The sequence below is a fragment of the Sphingobacterium corticibacter genome, from assembly GCF_003076635.1.
Lineage (GTDB): Bacteria > Bacteroidota > Bacteroidia > Sphingobacteriales > Sphingobacteriaceae > Sphingobacterium > Sphingobacterium corticibacter.
Map to the genome: position 1 here is coordinate 153,390 of NZ_QDKG01000003.1, position 17,189 is coordinate 170,578.

Annotated in this window: 12 protein-coding genes; 9 read left to right on the forward strand and 3 right to left on the reverse strand. The window is 41.0% G+C overall.

Annotated features, from left to right (window positions below):
* Together DC487_RS09485 and DC487_RS09490 are read right to left on the reverse strand one after the other, a co-directional pair.
* Positions 1 to 1,959: a M1 family metallopeptidase gene (locus DC487_RS09485; RefSeq protein WP_116775739.1), complete on the reverse strand. Its 1,959-nt coding sequence runs from the start codon at positions 1,957 to 1,959 to the stop codon at positions 1 to 3.
* A 14-nt stretch (positions 1,960 to 1,973) separates the two neighbouring features.
* Positions 1,974 to 2,339 carry a Spx/MgsR family RNA polymerase-binding regulatory protein gene (locus DC487_RS09490; protein ID WP_116775740.1) on the reverse strand — a complete coding sequence of 122 codons (366 nt, stop codon included), beginning with the start codon at positions 2,337 to 2,339 and terminating at the stop codon, positions 1,974 to 1,976.
* A gap of 158 nt (positions 2,340 to 2,497) precedes the next feature.
* Between DC487_RS09490 and DC487_RS09495 the strand changes: the two genes are divergently transcribed.
* The 3 genes from DC487_RS09495 (at position 2,498) to DC487_RS09505 (ending at position 4,115) form a co-directional block, all read left to right on the forward strand.
* Positions 2,498 to 2,926, forward strand: coding sequence for an SRPBCC family protein (locus DC487_RS09495; protein ID WP_116775741.1), 429 nt, complete (start codon positions 2,498 to 2,500; stop codon positions 2,924 to 2,926).
* Between the two features lie 2 nt (positions 2,927 to 2,928).
* Positions 2,929 to 3,210, forward strand: coding sequence for a GNAT family N-acetyltransferase (locus DC487_RS09500; protein WP_116775742.1), 282 nt, complete (start codon positions 2,929 to 2,931; stop codon positions 3,208 to 3,210).
* A gap of 89 nt (positions 3,211 to 3,299) precedes the next feature.
* Complete coding sequence (locus tag DC487_RS09505) at positions 3,300 to 4,115, forward strand: ZIP family metal transporter (protein ID WP_116775743.1); 816 nt, start codon at positions 3,300 to 3,302, stop codon at positions 4,113 to 4,115.
* Between the two features lie 19 nt (positions 4,116 to 4,134).
* Here DC487_RS09505 and rpoN read toward each other — a convergent pair whose 3' ends face one another.
* The gene (gene rpoN / locus DC487_RS09510; protein WP_116775744.1) at positions 4,135 to 5,598 is read right to left on the reverse strand and encodes an RNA polymerase factor sigma-54; all 1,464 of its coding nucleotides are present in this window, start codon (positions 5,596 to 5,598) and stop codon (positions 4,135 to 4,137) included.
* Positions 5,599 to 5,818: 220 nt separating this feature from the next.
* Here rpoN and DC487_RS09515 point away from each other — a divergent pair, with 220 nt between their 5' ends.
* The 6 genes from DC487_RS09515 to DC487_RS09535 all read left to right on the forward strand — a co-directional run bounded on the left by DC487_RS09515 (position 5,819) and on the right by DC487_RS09535 (position 17,184).
* Positions 5,819 to 8,134: a transglycosylase domain-containing protein gene (locus DC487_RS09515; RefSeq protein WP_116775745.1), complete on the forward strand. Its 2,316-nt coding sequence runs from the start codon at positions 5,819 to 5,821 to the stop codon at positions 8,132 to 8,134.
* Positions 8,135 to 8,221: 87 nt separating this feature from the next.
* Positions 8,222 to 11,332, forward strand: coding sequence for a basic secretory protein-like protein (locus DC487_RS09520; protein WP_116776046.1), 3,111 nt, complete (start codon positions 8,222 to 8,224; stop codon positions 11,330 to 11,332).
* Positions 11,333 to 12,074: 742 nt separating this feature from the next.
* The gene (locus DC487_RS17230; protein ID WP_165799057.1) at positions 12,075 to 12,248 is read left to right on the forward strand and encodes a hypothetical protein; all 174 of its coding nucleotides are present in this window, start codon (positions 12,075 to 12,077) and stop codon (positions 12,246 to 12,248) included.
* Positions 12,249 to 12,401: 153 nt separating this feature from the next.
* A complete protein-coding gene (locus DC487_RS09525) occupies positions 12,402 to 14,252 on the forward strand; it encodes a fimbrillin family protein (protein ID WP_165799058.1) in 1,851 nt (616 codons plus the stop codon).
* 706 nt (positions 14,253 to 14,958) lie between these two features.
* Complete coding sequence (locus tag DC487_RS09530; protein WP_116775747.1) at positions 14,959 to 15,153, forward strand: hypothetical protein; 195 nt, start codon at positions 14,959 to 14,961, stop codon at positions 15,151 to 15,153.
* 24 nt (positions 15,154 to 15,177) lie between these two features.
* Complete coding sequence (locus tag DC487_RS09535; RefSeq protein ID WP_116775748.1) at positions 15,178 to 17,184, forward strand: hypothetical protein; 2,007 nt, start codon at positions 15,178 to 15,180, stop codon at positions 17,182 to 17,184.
* The last annotated feature ends 5 nt before the right edge of the window (positions 17,185 to 17,189 follow it).

Consider the following 17,189-nt stretch of genomic DNA (forward strand, 5'->3'; position numbering starts at 1 on the left):
TTAGTTGGCTCTCCAAGTATTGTTTTCTTGATTAACATCTGGATACACGTGATCCGGATCGATAGTGACTGACGTCAATCTCTCTGTAGTTTCTAACGCAAATGACCAGCTTTTGTTTCGTTCCCAGATATCCACAGGCAATTTTTTACGTATTTTTTTTCCGCTCTCGGTTGTCGCTTCTATCACCACCGGAAGAGCCAGTTTTTGCAAGTTGCTAATCTTGATAATGGCACCTTTTTCGGGCGACATTTCTACATAGCGTACTTCATCGATTGCTTGATCCAACAGCCAGTTGTGCTGAAACCATCCACGCCAAAACCAAGCAAGATTTTCACCTGTTTCATTTTCGATCGTGCGGAAGAAATCTTCTGGTGTTGGATGTTTGAAAGCCCAAGCATGTACATAGGCGCGGAAGGCGGCATCAAAGCGTTTTGCACCAATAATCTCATCACGTAATAAGCGTAAACCAAAACCAGGTTTGTAATATGCCAGAATTCCTAAGTTGCGCTCACGCATATTTTGAGGTGAGCTCATAATAGGCTCCAATCCCGGTACGGCAAAAGCCGCCGTCATGCTATTGCGATCGCCCATCCGGCGCTCATACTCGCCATTGTTGAATGCCGCTGTAGAAAGATCGTTAATGAAGGTGTTAAATCCTTCATCCATCCATGCATGTAGGCGTTCGTTGCTACCTACGATCATCGGAAACCAATTGTGCCCAAACTCATGATCCGTCACACCCCACAAGCTACCCGCTTTCGCTTGGCTAGAACAGAATGAAATACCCGGATACTCCATACCACCTACATTCGAAGCAACATTCACGGCCGCAGGGTAGGGATATTCGAACCATTTCTTAGAATAATATTCGATCGATGCTTTGGTGTATTCTGTAGAGCGCTCCCAAGCATTGCCGCCGTTACTCTCTGCTGGATAAGCAGACATGGCTAATGATGTTTTGCCGCTCGGAAGGTTGATCTTCGCTGCATCAATGATGAATGATTTGGAAGATGCCCACGCAACATCACGTGCATTTTCCAATCGGTATTTCCAAGTGAGTTCTTTCTTACCACTTGGGCGAGATTGTTTATTGGCTACCTCAGCAGCGCTGCGAATCATCACCGTTTTATCACTCTTTTGCGCGTCTTTGTACCGTGTCAGTTGGTCACTCGTCCATACGTCTTGTGGGTTCAACAATTCACCACCCATCACTACAATGTGATCAGCAGGAGCGGTGATCTCTAGATTGAAATCTCCGTATTCACAATAAAACTCGCCTGGCCCTGTGTAAGGAAGTGTATTCCAACCTTGCACATCGTCATAGACATACACGCGTGGATACCATTGCGCGATCGCGTAGATATTACCCTGTTTGGTTTCTAATATTCCGGTACGATCTGCGCCGTACATCGGGATGTTGTACGCATAGTCAATAGTCAAAGTGGTCTTTCCACCGTTTGCGGCCAATGGCTTAGCAAAATCAACACGCATACGCGTATCGTTGATCGTATATCTAGTGTCGTTTTGCCCGGTCACACCAACAGAAGCAATCTCATAGCCACCTTTGAAGTCGTTGCCAGCGCTGCCGTATCGACTATTGGATAGCGGTATGACTGCCTGTCCGATTGAATTTGGCTCAAAAAGATTTTGATCCAACTGCAGCCAGATAAAGTCCAAAGCATCCGGACTATTATTGGTATAGGTAATGGTCACCTGACCTGAGATTCTGTTTGCTTGATCATCAAGACGAACCTTCAAATCATAGCTTGCGGCATTCTGCCAATAACTGTGCCCCGGACGACCACTCGCAGAGCGATATGCAGAGCCATTATTGTTATAGAATATTGGATGGAAAGCTTCTGTATAATTGTATAGTGACTCTGTAGTCTGCTGTGCTTGTAGCGTTAAAGTGCTAATGGCCATCCCAGCCATCGCTACACAGGATAATAGTTTATTCATTCGTATGCGGTTTTCTATAAGGTTGTTTCGTAAGTTTTTTCGTCAAATCCAACGATCAAGCCCGATGCATGTTCGATGACCGGACGCTTAATCATGCTATTGTGCGCGGCAAGTACTTCATTCGCCGACGGCGCATCCACGATTTGCTGCTGCACCTCGGGCTCGAGCTTTCGCCAAGTCGTACCTTTTTTATTCAATAATGTTTCGTAAGAAACGTGTTTTTCCCACGCGGCCAACTGAGTAACCGTGGCTTGTTCTTTTTTGAAATCGTGAAATACAAAAGGTTTGTCATGCTGTGTGAGCCAATCCAGTGCTTTTTTTACAGTGCTGCAATTTTTGATGCCGTAAACGTGCAGTGGAGAATTATTGGATGCTGTCATGTTATAAAGATATCAAATTATCGTTTATATGGACATACGCGTAGCTAAAACTTGTTGAGAGCTTATGTGTTTAATGTATGTATGTGGCCTTGCACAAAAATATACAATGATTGTAAATCTCGAATAAAATTTGTATTTTAATAAGAAATTTTGAACAGATGCATCTAGACACTATTCACCTCGAAGTTACCTACAATGCGCCAGTAGAACGTGTATGGCAGGCATTAACCGAACCGGATCAAATTCGGGAGTGGTGTTATGATGTGCCCAACTTCTTAGCGGAGCAAGGCACTGAATTTGAGTTTAACAAATTAGGGCATAAAAACATGTATTTGCATCGTTGTAAAATTTTAGATGCAAAAGACAAAAAGCGTTTGCAATACACTTGGAGCTATCCGGATTTGCAGATTGGCGAGTCCGTCGTGACTTGGGAACTGATCCCACGCGGACCTATTACCTCTGTGCGATTGGTACACGAACACCTGCTTAATCATAAAGATGGCGGAGATGCGTTTACCGTAGATAGTTTTGATTCGGGTTGGAATAACATATTGAAGCGTTCATTAGCAGACTATTTGGAAAAATAATTATGGAATTTAAACATATAAATAAAGGTAAAAACGGAATTGTTTTGGCCTTAGAAGATGATGTACAATATGGTGAGATAACTTACGTATCTCAGGGTGATAATCAAATTGTTATAGATCACACCGGTGTTGAATCTTTTGCGCGTGGTAAGGGGATAGCGAAAGCATTAGTAAGTGAATTAGTAACTATCGCGCGAACAGAAAATTGGAAAGTGGTACCCTTATGTCCTTTTGCAAAGGCGGAGTTTGATAAAAATGCATCGTACGTAGATGTACTAGCATAATCTTTTTTTATGCGATAAAGTGAGGTGACTCACTTTTTTTGTTTTCTTTGTAATCGTACAGATTTCAGAATTGGCACCCCGATAACAAAATGGATGATATAGTTTCTTATTTCGCCGCGCTAGATCCGCTGATGGCGGCTTTATTTGCTGGTTTATTTACCTGGGGCGTTACTGCGCTCGGAGCTGCGTTGGTTTTCTTCTTCAAAGATATCAATCGCAAGTTTTTAAACATGATGCTTGGCTTTACCGGCGGCGTGATGATTGCGGCAAGTTTCTGGAGCCTGCTGCAGCCGGCTATTGAGATGAGTGCAGGCGAGGGGTTCAAAAAAGTGATGCCTTCGGCGATTGGTTTTGTGGCAGGAGCCTTATTTATTTTTGGTCTCGACAAGTTGATGCCGCATTTGCATATCAATTTTGCTAAATCTGAAGGACCCAAATCGTCGTTGCATCGTACGACTTTATTAGTAATTGCCATTGCACTACACAATATTCCAGAAGGATTAGCCGTAGGCGTACTGTTTGGTGGTGTGGCTTACGGATTGGGTGACGCTACAATTACGGGAGCGGTACTATTGACAATTGGTATTGGTTTGCAGAACTTTCCAGAAGGGGTGGCAGTTGCCATGCCGCTACGAAGAATGGGGTTGAGCCGTTGGAAAAGCTTTACCTACGGGCAATTATCCGCAATTGTAGAGCCGATCTTTGCGGTATTGGGTGTGTTGGCTGTCGGTTTTTTTGTGCCGGTGCTTCCTTATGCACTTGCTTTCGCTGCAGGTGCCATGATTTTTGTAGTGATCGAAGAAGTGGTGCCAGAAACTCAAGCAGAAGGGCATTCCGATGTGCCGATATTAGGATTTGTGCTTGGATTTGTCGTGATGATGGTATTGGATGTAGCGCTTGGCTAACATCCAATACTTATGAGCATTATAGTTCTTTACGCAAACGCGCAACAGGGATGTTCATTGCTTCACGGTATTTGGCCACTGTGCGACGTGCAATAGAATATCCTTTTTCTTTCAGAATATCTGTTAGCTTCTCGTCTGCTAATGGTTTGCGCTTATCTTCGTTAGCAATACATTCTTCCAAGATTTTCTTCACTTCTTTATTGGAAACTTCTTCACCAGAATCGGTCTGTATCGCCTCTGAGAAAAAGGACTTTAGTAAAAATGTGCCAAATTCAGTCTGAACATATTTGGAGTTAGCCACGCGCGATACAGTCGAAATATCCATCTCTATACGCTCAGCAATATCTTTTAAGATCATAGGTTTGAGCAAGCGATCATCACCTTTCAAGAAATAATCATATTGATACTCCATGATCGCATTCATGGTCTTTAACAGTGTTTGTTGTCGCTGTTTGATCGCATCAATAAACCATTTGGCAGAGTCCAGCTTTTGTTTTACAAACTGAACTGCATCCTTCATCTTCTTGTCGTTCTTTTCTGCCTTTTCGTAATGCGCAAACATTTCTTGGTAAGATCTAGATACGCGCAATTCGGGTGCATTTCTGCCATTTAATGTCAAGTGAAGCACTCCATCATTGTTAGAAATATGAAAATCAGGAATCACATGCAATTGTTTGCCCGCTACAGCGCCCGAATCACCTGGCTTCGGATTCAATTTTAAAATCTCCCCAAAGATTTCCCGAAGCTCTACCGAATCCACGCCCAACTGCTTCTCAATTTTATCGTAATGCTTCTTAATGAATTCTTCCAGGTACTTTTCAATCACGATCACCGCCTTTTGAATGATTGGGTTGGTCGTATCTTTTTTTCGAAGTTGGATTAGCAAACATTCTTGCAAATCTCTCGCACCTACACCAGCAGGATCAAACTCTTGCACTACTTGCAAGATCTCTAACACATCTTCTTCTTCGGCAATTACATTCTGCGAAAAAGCCAAATCATCAATTAGAGAATGGATTGGTCTTCTTAAGTATCCATCATCATCAAGACTGCCAATGATTTGTAATCCAATCTGATATAATTTATCACTTAAAGCCAAAAGATCCAATTGGTTACGAAGGTTTTCGTAAAAAGAATCCTGTATGGCCACTGGAATTTCTTTGCGGTCATCCTCATCATCTCCTGAATAAGATGAGCTGTAGTCATTAAAATCGTCTTCTTGTATGTATTCTTCTACGCTGAATTCGTCGTCCGTAGCGCGCTCTTCCATTTCAAAAGTATCATCAGGATCGCGATCTGGATATTCTTCTGCTGGCTCGCTCATATTGGTAAGACTGCCGTCTTCCAGGGCGGGATTTTCCTCAAGCTCCTCCTTTATGCGCGCATCTAATGAAACTGTCGGCACCTGCAATAGCTTAATAAACTGAATCTGCTGGGGCGATAGTTTTTGTAAAAGTTTTTGTTGTAAGGTCTGCTTTAACATTAGATGGATACGTTTGATGGAGTAAAAATAGATAATTTATACCACAATAGTTAAGTTGCATGTGGAAAATACTTTTTTAGGTACAATTATTGCTATATCGCGCTCTTTCAGATAAGATGACTGGGACAATTAGTTAAAAAGCCTTAAATTACTGGAATAGAGCAGATATTTTTTTAATATTGGATCGCTGTTTATCAAACTAATTACCCATTTTTACCACATGTTTAAAAGAGTAAAAAATCAGGTTTTGCGATGGATACTAATTCTTGTGTATACCGTTATTTTAGTCACCTGTGCGATACAGCTCAATTTCTTGGGTTTGTTTGGTTATTCACCAACCAAGACTGATATTGTCTTACCTACATTAAACGTAAGTTCGGAGTTATATACCGCCGATTCTGTTTTGATTGGCCGCTATTTTCAGGAAGATCGTGACCCAGTCGCATTCGATAGTATTTCTCCAGCTATTTTAGATGCTTTAATCGCGACCGAGGACGTACGCTTCTATCAGCATAGTGGAGTAGATTTTCGTGGTTTACTTGGCAGCATTGTATCTACATTGCGCGGTAGCGACCGCGGTGGTAGTACCATTACCCAACAATTATCCAAAAATCTTTATAAAACGCGTTATCAAGAGTCACAAGGCTTATTAGGTCGAATTCCCGGTATAGGTATCCTGATTACGAAGTACAAAGAATGGATGACCGCTTTTAAACTAGAAAGCCGCTATTCTAAGCAGGAGATTATTACCATGTATTTAAATACGGTGTCATTTAGTAATAATGCCTACGGTATCAAGTCTGCTTCGCTTCGTTATTTTAATAAACTCCCGTCGCAGATTGTAGAAAAAGAAGCAGCCGTTTTGGTCGGAATGCTAAAAGCGACTACTTTATACAACCCAATACGAAATCCGAAAAACGCCTTCAATCGTAGAAATGTGGTGCTCGGACAGATGCTGAAGGAAGGTTATTTAAGCGAAGCCGAGCATCAGCAACTTGTGCAAGATTCGTTGGGATTAAATCTTAATTATAGTGAGGTGTCCAGTTCCAATGATTCTTATTTGCGCAGTGCAGTAGAGAAATGGTTGGATAAATGGTCTAAAGAGAATAACATAGATATTTACACTAGCGGCCTTAAAATCTATACCACCATCGATTCGCGTATGCAGCGCATCGCAGAAGAAAATATGGCTGAAAAGATGGGTGAACTGCAAAATCGGTTTGATAATGTTTGGCGTGGTAAGATGCCTTGGCGTGATAAAAGTGGTGAAGTAGTGCCCAACTTCTTGGAAGATCAAGCGCGAAATCTCCCTATCTATAAAACGCTGATGGCGCAGCACGGCAACAACGAAGAACAAGTGTTCGATATCCTGCGTCAAACCAAAGAGATGAATGTCTTTACGTGGAACGGCATGGAAAAGCGCGAGCTATCTACGATGGATTCTTTGCAGCATTATCTGACCATGCTTAATATGGGTATGATGGCTATGGATCCGTATTCGGGCGAAGTTAAGGTATGGATCGGTGGCATAAACCATCGTTTTTACCAGTTTGACCACGTAAATCAGGCAAAGCGTCAGGCCGGTTCTACTTTCAAGCCATTTGCGTACATGACCGCATTGGAGTCGGGAATGGCACCTTGCGATAAGTATGAAGATAAGCCTGTACGGATTGAGTTTGTCAATGACAAGAATGAAAACGAGGTCTGGGAACCGAAGAATGCCGATTGGAATTTTTCGCATCAGCAGATGTCGCTTCGTTGGGCTATGGCTCGTTCGCTTAATAGCGTAACAGCACAAATTACGAACGACGTCGGTTGGGATAATGTGGTGAAGATGGCGCACAAATTGGGTATCACGAGTCCGCTGGCTTCTGTGCCTTCGGTGGGTCTGGGTTCCAATGATGTATCTGTTTTTGAGATGGTTCGCGCTTATGCGTCATTTATGAATAAAGGCAAGCGCACTGAGCCTATTTTGGTGTCTAAAATAGTAGACTCTAATGGTCGGACAATTGCAGAATTTGAATCAGAACAAAAACAGGTGATCTCGCCTGAAAATGCGTGGCTAATGAGTTACATGTTGCGCGGTACGATCGAAGAACCAGGAGGCACCTCACAAGCATTATGGGAATGGGATCTTTTTCAAAACGACAACGAGATCGGTGGCAAAACAGGTACTTCATCCGATTATGTGGATGGCTGGTATATGGGCGTTACCAAAGATTTGGTAGCAGGCGTGTGGGTTGGTTGTGATGAGCAAAGCATACATTTCACCAGTTCGGCTAATGGTGAAGGGTCCAAAACGGCCTTACCGATTTATGCTTCATTTATGGAGCAATTGTATAAACATCCTGAATTGGGTGTGACCTTTGGTAAATTTCCTGAAGCCAGTGTGGATATTAAAAAATCTTACTTGTGTCCTAGTCCGCGGATTCGAGTGCAAACGGATTCAGTTAGCACAGAGTTGGATGAATTTGATATGGAAATGCCAGACTTTGAGGAAATCACTTTTCCTGATATTATCGGGCCAGAGTTATAATAGCGTTTTCTCGTGAGCTCGCTGTGTAGTACATAGTGCACTTTATTTGATCTGTTGCCACAGGTCGATCCTTATATTATTAAATATATGAATGATATGATTCGCCATCGTTCCTTTATCCCTGTGCTTTTGGGATTTGTATTTTGTCTGCTTACACCTTCTGTTGGATGGAGTCAGTATTTTGGTCAGAACAAGATGCGCTATAAGAAGCTGAATTTCAAGGTGTATGATACACCTCACTTCAACGTTTACTATTACTTAAATAATGATTCGATGATGCATTGGTTGGCCAAAGAATCAGAGGTATGGTACGAGATGCATCAGCAAGTTTTTCAAGACACTTTCCTGCGCAAAAATCCCATTATATTTTATAATAATCATCCCGACTTTCAACAGACAACGGCTACACAAGGTGAAATTGGGGAAGGTACGGGTGGATTCACCGAAGCATTCAAGCAGCGTGTTGTGATGCCTATCGCACAATCCAATCATCAGACGCGTCATGTGTTGGGGCACGAATTAGTGCATGCTTTTCAGTATCGGATGCTGATCGAAGGTAATGATAGTACACGACTCGAAAACGTGGGAAATTTGCCACTCTGGATGGTAGAAGGTATGGCCGAGTATTTCTCAATCGGTAAAAAAGATGCATTCACCTCGATGTGGATGCGTGATGCATATGCGAGAAAGGATTTTCCTTCCTTACAACAGATGACGCAACAGTCTCACCGTTACTTCCCATACCGATATGGACAATCATTTCTGGCATTCATCGGCGCTACGTATGGCGATACGGTGATTATGCCCATGTTTATTGAATCGGCCAAATACGGTTATGAGACAGGGATGAAACGCGTGTTTGGCTACGATGCGCAAACCATTTCTACGCTTTGGAAGAACTCCATGGAAGATACGTATCGTAAGCTTGGTAAAGACACCACCACGCGCCCAATCGGTACACCACTGTTGACACGATCTAATGCCGGCCGAATGAATGTATCGCCAGCTATTTCACCAGATGGCAAATATGTGGCTTTTCTATCGGAGTTGGATCTATTTGGTATCGACCTTTTTCTAGCCGATGCAAATACCGGTCAAGTACTGAAAAAACTGGGTAGTCGGCAGACCAATAAGGATATTGATGCTTTTAGCTTTATCGAATCTGCGGGTGCCTTCTCGCCAGATAGCAAACGATTCGCTTTTAGCGTATTCAACCAAGGTAAGAATAAGCTGATGATCATCGATGTCGAGAAGAGAAAGCAGGTGGGCTTGGTAGAGATGGAGGGCATTGCACAATTTGCCAATATCACCTGGTCTCCCGATGGGGAAACGGTCGCTTTCTCTGGGCTCAAAAATGGACAAAGTGACATCTATACCTACCACTTTTCTAGCAAGAAATTGGTGCAATTGATGGATGATTATTACTCCGATGTGCAGCCTAGTTTTTCGCGTGATGGAAGGTACATCGTATTCAGTACTGATCGTGTGGCTTTGCAATCCGACAATCGCTCGGTTGATATTCCGATGAATTTGGCGATCTACGACTTACAGGAAAGTACTTTCAGAAATCTAGATATCTTCCCAGGAGCGAACAACCTCAATCCACATTTCTCGGCAGATGGATCAGCAGTCTACTTCTTATCGAATAACGATGGCTTTCGCAATATGTATCGGCTTACGTTAGCATCTACACAAGTAGAGCGACTCACGGATTACTTTACAGGTATAAGTGGTATTACAGAGTATTCGCCCGCCATGAGTATTTCGGCACAAGATGAGATTGTGTATTCTTTCTTCAAAAATAATGAATACAGCGTTTACCGTGCTCATGCTGCAGATTTTAATCCAGTTTCAGTGGATCATCAAGTGGTAGATCTTAAAGCAGCCATGCTATTTCCAGATGAAGACCGTGGCGTAGATATCGTGAACTATAATTTGAGAAACTTTAACGCCTATCAACGTATTTCTTCTACGCAGGTTAATCCAACACCTTATCGGCCGCAATTTAAATTGGACTACCTCGCTAATACAGGTATGGGCGTAGCCGTAGGTAATCGCTATGGCGCAGGCATGGCCGGTGGAGTATTTGGGACATTCTCCGATATTTTGGGCTATAATCAGATCATGGGCGCACTTAATGTGAATGGCGAAATCTATGATATTGGTGGGCAAGTCGCCTATATTAATCAACAAAACCGCTGGAATTGGGGATTCTCTGCTTCTCACATACCTTTTCGCTATGGGTTCACCGAGTTTAATGTACAAGATTTAGGTGCAGGTAACGAGTTGGTCGAAAACACATACCTCATGCGTCAATTTCAGACACAACTTGAGGGCTTTGTCGCCTATCCATTCAATCGCAATCACCGTTTTGAAGTGGGGGCAGCCTACGCTCGTTATGGTTTTAGAGCGGAGCATTGGCGTTTCGGTCGAAATACGGGTATTAACGATCGCCGTGGTATGAGTGCCGACGATGCTATGCGATTAGGATTAGGAAATTTAGAATCTTTTGCCATGCCGCAGGTTACTGCTGGTTTTATCGGCGACAATACCGTCTTTGGAATTGCAGCACCTTTGCAAGGTTACCGCTATCGGATGACGGTTGGACAAAGTTTTGGCGAATACAATTTCCAAGTGTACAACTTCGATTATCGACGTTATGAACGTATCAAACCGATTACTTTAGCTGCACGAGTCTATTCTTATATGCGTGTCGGCGAGGGCGAAGATCGCTTTCAAGGATTGTACATCGGTTATCCTTTTCTGATGCGTGGTTATGAGCGTATTCAAGATCTTTCTGGTCGCGTCACATTTAATGATTTGGTGGGCTCGCGTATGGCTGTAGCTAATTTTGAGGTTAGACTGCCATTCACCGGGCCGGAAGGTTTAGCGATGTTCAAATCGGGAATCCTCTGGTCTGATCTCAACCTCTTTTTTGATGCAGGACTAGCATGGAGTCGCGGCAATACCGTACGATGGAGCAAGAATGATTCGGATCGTATTTCGGTCAATAATCCAAATGGCGAATCAATATACGAGTACGATCCACAGGTGCGCGCACCTTTGTATAGTGTAGGTATTTCAATGCGTGTTAATTTATTTGGCGCAATGATATTAGAACCTTATTACGCCGTACCATTATTACGTAGTCGTTCGCAGTTTGGTCACTTCGGATTAAACTTTGCCCCAGGCTGGTAGTCTATATATCAAATAGTTATATAATAGGTTTGTTTGAGTCGCCGTTTATGCAGTTCGCTGTACAAACGGCGATTTTTTGTGTCGGCATTGAAGCGTCCTTTAGTGCAAACCTAAGTCTTTTTGGATTTGAATTGTAAGAAACAATTAATCCAGTCGCATTTCTTCCTTAACGATCAAAGTTATTTCCATACCTAGCGATACTTACTGTTGGTTCTTGCATTATTCCACTTGCTACTGCGTACGATAAGTATTGCTTAGCGATCTTCAACTACGAACAAGCGTTAAGTTGTAATAATAATATGACTAGAATTAGTAATATAGGAAGACTCATAAGAGACTTTAGAGCAGGTATTTTTTTATGCATAGAATGTTAGCCAATAGATTGAAGAAATTTACTCCAAACATAACATCCAAGCACACCAATTGTTTACGGTTTTCCATAATAAGGCGTTTATGAATAATCGACCGAAAATGAGATAGGGTGGAGCCGATCCACAACAGTAACTACACTATGTAGTTGGAGATCTACAAACTAAAATTACTCGCGTCTCTACAAGACATTTATTAATAGCAATCTACACATATTTGCTAACTAAAAATCGTGAATAACTTTCTCTTCACTAATTTTTAGAATTTTTAAAGCAAGAATGACACGGAAGTAAATACTAAAAATATTATAGCAGGATATTGATGATGCTATAATCAATACAGTAAGATCGGTTTCAATAAATAAAAGAACATCATGAAAGGTTTACGGAAAAAAGTTTATGTATCTCCAGGTATAATATTGTCTTATGTCGCCATGGAATCTGATTTTTCAGCAGGATCGGTAGTAGTCGTAAGGGTAGGAAATAATGGAACTCCAGATGTAACAGATTGGCAAGAACGAGAAACAGACCAAACATGGAACTTTTAGGTAGCTAAAAATTACTAAAATCAAAAATGAAAAATTTCATATATCTATTCATTATCGTTAACATTATTTGCTTAGTCAGTTGTTCTAAGAAAGAACTTGAAAAACAACCCGAAAACATGATGTTACGCGTTGATATTCAAGGTATCGGAAGCCTTGAATATTGATGCTAATACAGATCCTCGTAATGTTCGAGATCTAACAACAACAACAGCTGGAGCCTCGAAAAACATACCTAGAAGCGAAAATGGTTTTAGTATAGATTTTTCAACAAATCAAGATGCTATAAAGTCGACGTCAATACCAAAAGAGCTATCTGATGATCGCTCAACAACTATCAACAGAGCTGCCCAGCCAATGCAAACTGGATACACATACAGGCTGCTTTTGTACAACAAGGCAAATGGTCAACTATGGCGTACAAGTCAAGGCTCAGCAGGTTCTCCCTTGTCAATCGATGGGCAAAAGGGTGAAAGTTATTTATGGTATGCGTACTCTTACAACAACAGCGATCAGTTACCAGAACCCACGAATGCCAGTAACCCAACCGTAGAAACAGCTATTTCGAAAGATTTTCTTTATGCATCAGGTGAGATAAGTATTCCCGCAAATTCTGAGGTAGACTATAATCTAGGTATAACTTTCCAACATAGAGTGACGCAAGTGCGTGTTAAAATTGACGCCTCTGTACTAGCTCGATTTGCCAGAATAGATAATCTCAATGCTTCTTTTGATAATAGTAATTATATAAAAAAGGGAATTTTTGATATAAAGAATAATCAGATAAATAGTATTACGGTCGTGCCTACCGAGACTATTTTTAATGCGCCATCGTCAACGCATATCTGGGAAACAAGTTATTATACTGTTGACCCTGACGCTGTAAGCAGCTATAAAATTGTTATAAATGATTTACCTGTTAAATTCGACGAAGTAAGTGAGGACATTTCTGTCAGAAATTTAGCAACATACTATGGTGTAGCCAATAAGCCTAATTTTACTTCAAATTTCACTTCACCCGCTTTTGGTCAACGTCTTTCCAGTATTTTGAACTTGAATTATCAAGTAGCACCTTTAAGAATTTTGCATGTTTCAAATAATACATCTTTTGGATACGCCCTTCAACAAGGTCCTTCTTGGGATTTTTTAAATTCGAAAGTAAATTTTGGTGATCTACCAGAAAGCGTGATAAAAATGGGGTCGTGGGCAGTTGGACAGGGAAGTTGGTCTGGAGGTAATCAAGCAGATAATAAATCACAAAATTGGTTATTATTTTCGGCAACTACTGCTTTCGATAACCAACTAACAAATAGATTGTCGGCAACAAATACAACGAATAGACCAGATATAGTTATTTTGGGATATGATATGATCAGTATTAGACCAGCAGTAGCGCAGGCACTAAATAATTATTTAAATGACAAAGGGGTAGTTATTATGATGCTTCAAGATGCTGCTAACGCAAATACCCAATCTTTTTTCAACACGATGTTTGGTGTATCCAATATTGGAACAAACAGCAGTGGTACTGCTGGAGCGATGTACCCAATCGAGGGTACTAACCCAAATGACGAAATACTGAATGGGCCATTCGGTGATGTACGTGGCAGGCATTGGGGCGAAGATGCTGGTACAACGCTTGGCATTACAAATCTTCCATTATCTCAGATTACAGTTTACTCATACGGCAATGCCATTAATAGGTCATCTGTAGCATCCCGAGTTACTATGTTTAAACATAATACGAAACACTTCTTTTACATAGGAGACGGTGGCTTTGTCTCCTATAATGGTGGTAGCAGCAACACAATTTGTCCATTCAACTACGATGCAGTTGCGAAGCGTCCGCTACCGAAATCTTACGGGAATTCTGGAAATGGATATGCCGCCGGTTCATTTGGTGCGTACAATAGCATGCTCATAGCAAATGTGATGGCTTGGGCTGTCGAAAAAGCGGAGCTTAATGGAGTTAGAACGTGGAAATACGCGGGGCCACCGACACCTTAAAATTGACGTGGTCGAATGATCTACGGCCCACGGACTATTGATGTAGTAAAACTGCAATAGCACTTATTAGCATACATTTGTATACAATTTGAAATGCAACTATTCTTTTATAAGATAATACATTCAATGGTGACCCCAGCACAGACAAATCCGTTCTAAACACTAAAAATTTTGTGTAAGCCTGACTGGTTGTGGCTTTCGCATATCAAATATTATTATTCCGTTATCAATCACGTTGTAATTATCCCACATCATACAATAATCACACAATAAACCACTGTATGTGATTTTTCATCAAAATACATAACGACTTTTTTTTGCTTATATAGCATCTAAATAATGTTTTGATTAATAAAATAGAAATTAATTAGACTTAGTTTAGAAATTTTAAATATTCTGAATTGAATAATGTACTGTTATTTTCCTATATAAGTTAGTAGAAAAATTAGCTTTTAAAATAGTATGAAGGCAGATTGCGTACTGTAGTCTTAGCCCTACAAAATGAAATTATATTAACGAATGTAGGTGTAGAATATCAACAGACTACAGATATTTGTCGTCGGTTAATGACTATTGTGGTTAAAATATTTTCAACACACACTCAAAGGAAAATAAGCAAGCATGTAAATTAACACTCATTAAGTTTACATGTTTAAACATATAAATAAAAGTATTTTTTCTAAACAGTAACTATCAATCTTACAAAATGGATTTAAATAAAGAAATTACGAGAGCAGTACCTAAAAGAAACTACTTATCGCCATCTATTGCGATAACTATAGTCGCCATGGAATCTGCCTTAGCAGCAGGGTCGACTGTCATTATTACGATCGAAAACAACAATACACCCTATGTCGTGGAATGGGAAGAAAGACAATCGGAGCAGACTTGGAATTTTTGATACATAAGTATTTAATTAAATATTATGAAAGGACTTATTTATATACTTGGCTTTATAAGTACAATTAGTTTGGTCGGGTGTTCGAAGGACTATCCAGTAGCAAAGGTAGGTGGTGACATGATGTTACGAATCGATGTTGCGGGTATAACCGAAAGTACTGTTGTCGCTAACTATGCCAATGCTAGAGCCGCCACAAATACTACATTTAGCAATATTTCGCGTACTTCTACCATCAGTATGGGCGATGATAAAGGTGGGTTTTATGTAGACCATGTGATGAGTCAAACTTCCGTAGGCACTATTGTCGAAAGTGTGCTGCCAACATCAGAAATATTATCTTTTTCCGATAGATCCGCGACTATAAGTCCTGCTGCTATTCCTATGCAAAATGGATACAGATACAGAATCTTTTTATACAACAAAAATAACGGACAACTTTGGCGTACTCTCCAAGGTACGGCAGGTACACCTTTGTCAATGGAGGGACAGAAAGGTGAGACTTACCTGTGGTATGCTTACTCTTACAACGATAGCGAGGCACTACCAGAGCCATCAAACATCAATGACCCATCTATTGAAACCTCTATTAACAGAGATTTTTTGTATGCTAGTGGTGAAATAACTATAGCTTCAAACTTGCAAGAAGATTATATACTTGGTATCACTTTCGAACGTAAAGTCGCTCAAGTACACATAAAGATTGACGGAACTGTTCTGGCTAGATTTGCTACGATCAATAATCTAAATGCGGCGTTCGATAGGAACGATTATTTGAAGAAAGGCAGGTTTAGTGTACGAAGCAATCAAATGAATACAATAGATGTTGTACCCACAGAAATTATTTTTAATAATCCATCTCCTGACAATACTTGGGAAAGAACGTATTATACTGTTGACCCGGCATCAATAAGTAAATATAACGTGGTGATAAATGACCTCCCAGTAAAATTTGATGAGGTAAGAGAAGAAATATCACAGCGAAATCTAGCAACTTATTACGGAGCAGCTAATAAACCGACCTTTACAACTGAATTTGAAAATGCGGCGATCGGCCAACGCTTATCTAGCGTATTGAATCTTAATTATCAAGTCTCTCCCTTGAGGATTTTGCATATTTCGAGTGGCGCATCCTACGGTTATGCATTAGAACGAGGACCTGCTTGGGATTTTTTAAATGCTTCTGAGAATTTTGGCGATTTGCCGGAAAGTGTCATTAAAATGGGATCATGGTCTCCGGGTCAAGGAAGCTGGGCGGGAGGAAATCGTACTCAAAATGCCGATGAAAATCGTATGGTATATGCCGCTACTACGGCTTTTGATAATCGCTTAGCAGAACGGCTAGCAGCTACAAACACCAATAATAGACCCGATATCGTAATCATAGGATACGATATGACCAATATACGGCCATCAGTAGCTAGGTCTCTGAACAATTATTTGAATAGTAATGGTGTTGTGATCATGATGCTACAAAATGCTACGAGTAACGATACACATTCATTCTTCAACACGATGTTTGGAGTATCAAATATCGGTACCGTAAGTAGCGGTAGTGCTGGAGCGATGTACCCTATTGAAGGAAATAATCCTACTGATAAAATATTAAATGGTCCTTTTGGAGATGTTCGCGGTCGGTATTGGGGCGAAGATGCTGGTACAACACTAGGACTTACAAATTTGCCTCCATCTCAGATTACGATATATTCCTACGGTAATGCCATCAATAGGTCATCGGTTACACCTCGCGTGACGATGTTCAAACACAATACTAAAAATTTCTTCTTCATTGGCGATGGTGGTTTTGTTTCTTACAACGGTGGTCGCAGTTTTGTTATTTGTCCATTTAATTACAACACAGTTTTGAAGAGACCATTACCGAAAGCTTACGGTAATGCTGGTTCTGGTTATTCTGCAGGCTCAAGAGATGCCTATAATAGTGTCGTAATTGCCAACATAATGGCTTGGGCTGTAGAAAAAGCCGAATTGCAAGGAATTAGACAATGGAGATACGCCGGACCGCCTACTCCATAAGAACT

Bases quoted from the DNA above. Each gene is read 5' to 3' on its own strand.
- DC487_RS09520 (WP_116776046.1), top strand. From the start codon at position 8,222: ATGAATGATATGATTCGCCATCGTTCCTTTATCCCTGTGCTTTTGGGA.
- DC487_RS09490 (WP_116775740.1), bottom strand. From the start codon at position 2,339: ATGACAGCATCCAATAATTCTCCACTGCACGTTTACGGCATCAAAAAT.
- DC487_RS09495 (WP_116775741.1), top strand. From the start codon at position 2,498: ATGCATCTAGACACTATTCACCTCGAAGTTACCTACAATGCGCCAGTA.
- DC487_RS09505 (WP_116775743.1), top strand. From the start codon at position 3,300: ATGGATGATATAGTTTCTTATTTCGCCGCGCTAGATCCGCTGATGGCG.
- DC487_RS09530 (WP_116775747.1), top strand. From the start codon at position 14,959: ATGGATTTAAATAAAGAAATTACGAGAGCAGTACCTAAAAGAAACTAC.
- DC487_RS09500 (WP_116775742.1), top strand. From the start codon at position 2,929: ATGGAATTTAAACATATAAATAAAGGTAAAAACGGAATTGTTTTGGCC.
- DC487_RS09485 (WP_116775739.1), bottom strand. From the start codon at position 1,959: ATGAATAAACTATTATCCTGTGTAGCGATGGCTGGGATGGCCATTAGC.
- rpoN (WP_116775744.1), bottom strand. From the start codon at position 5,598: ATGTTAAAGCAGACCTTACAACAAAAACTTTTACAAAAACTATCGCCC.
- DC487_RS09515 (WP_116775745.1), top strand. From the start codon at position 5,819: ATGTTTAAAAGAGTAAAAAATCAGGTTTTGCGATGGATACTAATTCTT.
- DC487_RS09535 (WP_116775748.1), top strand. From the start codon at position 15,178: ATGAAAGGACTTATTTATATACTTGGCTTTATAAGTACAATTAGTTTG.
- DC487_RS17230 (WP_165799057.1), top strand. From the start codon at position 12,075: ATGAAAGGTTTACGGAAAAAAGTTTATGTATCTCCAGGTATAATATTG.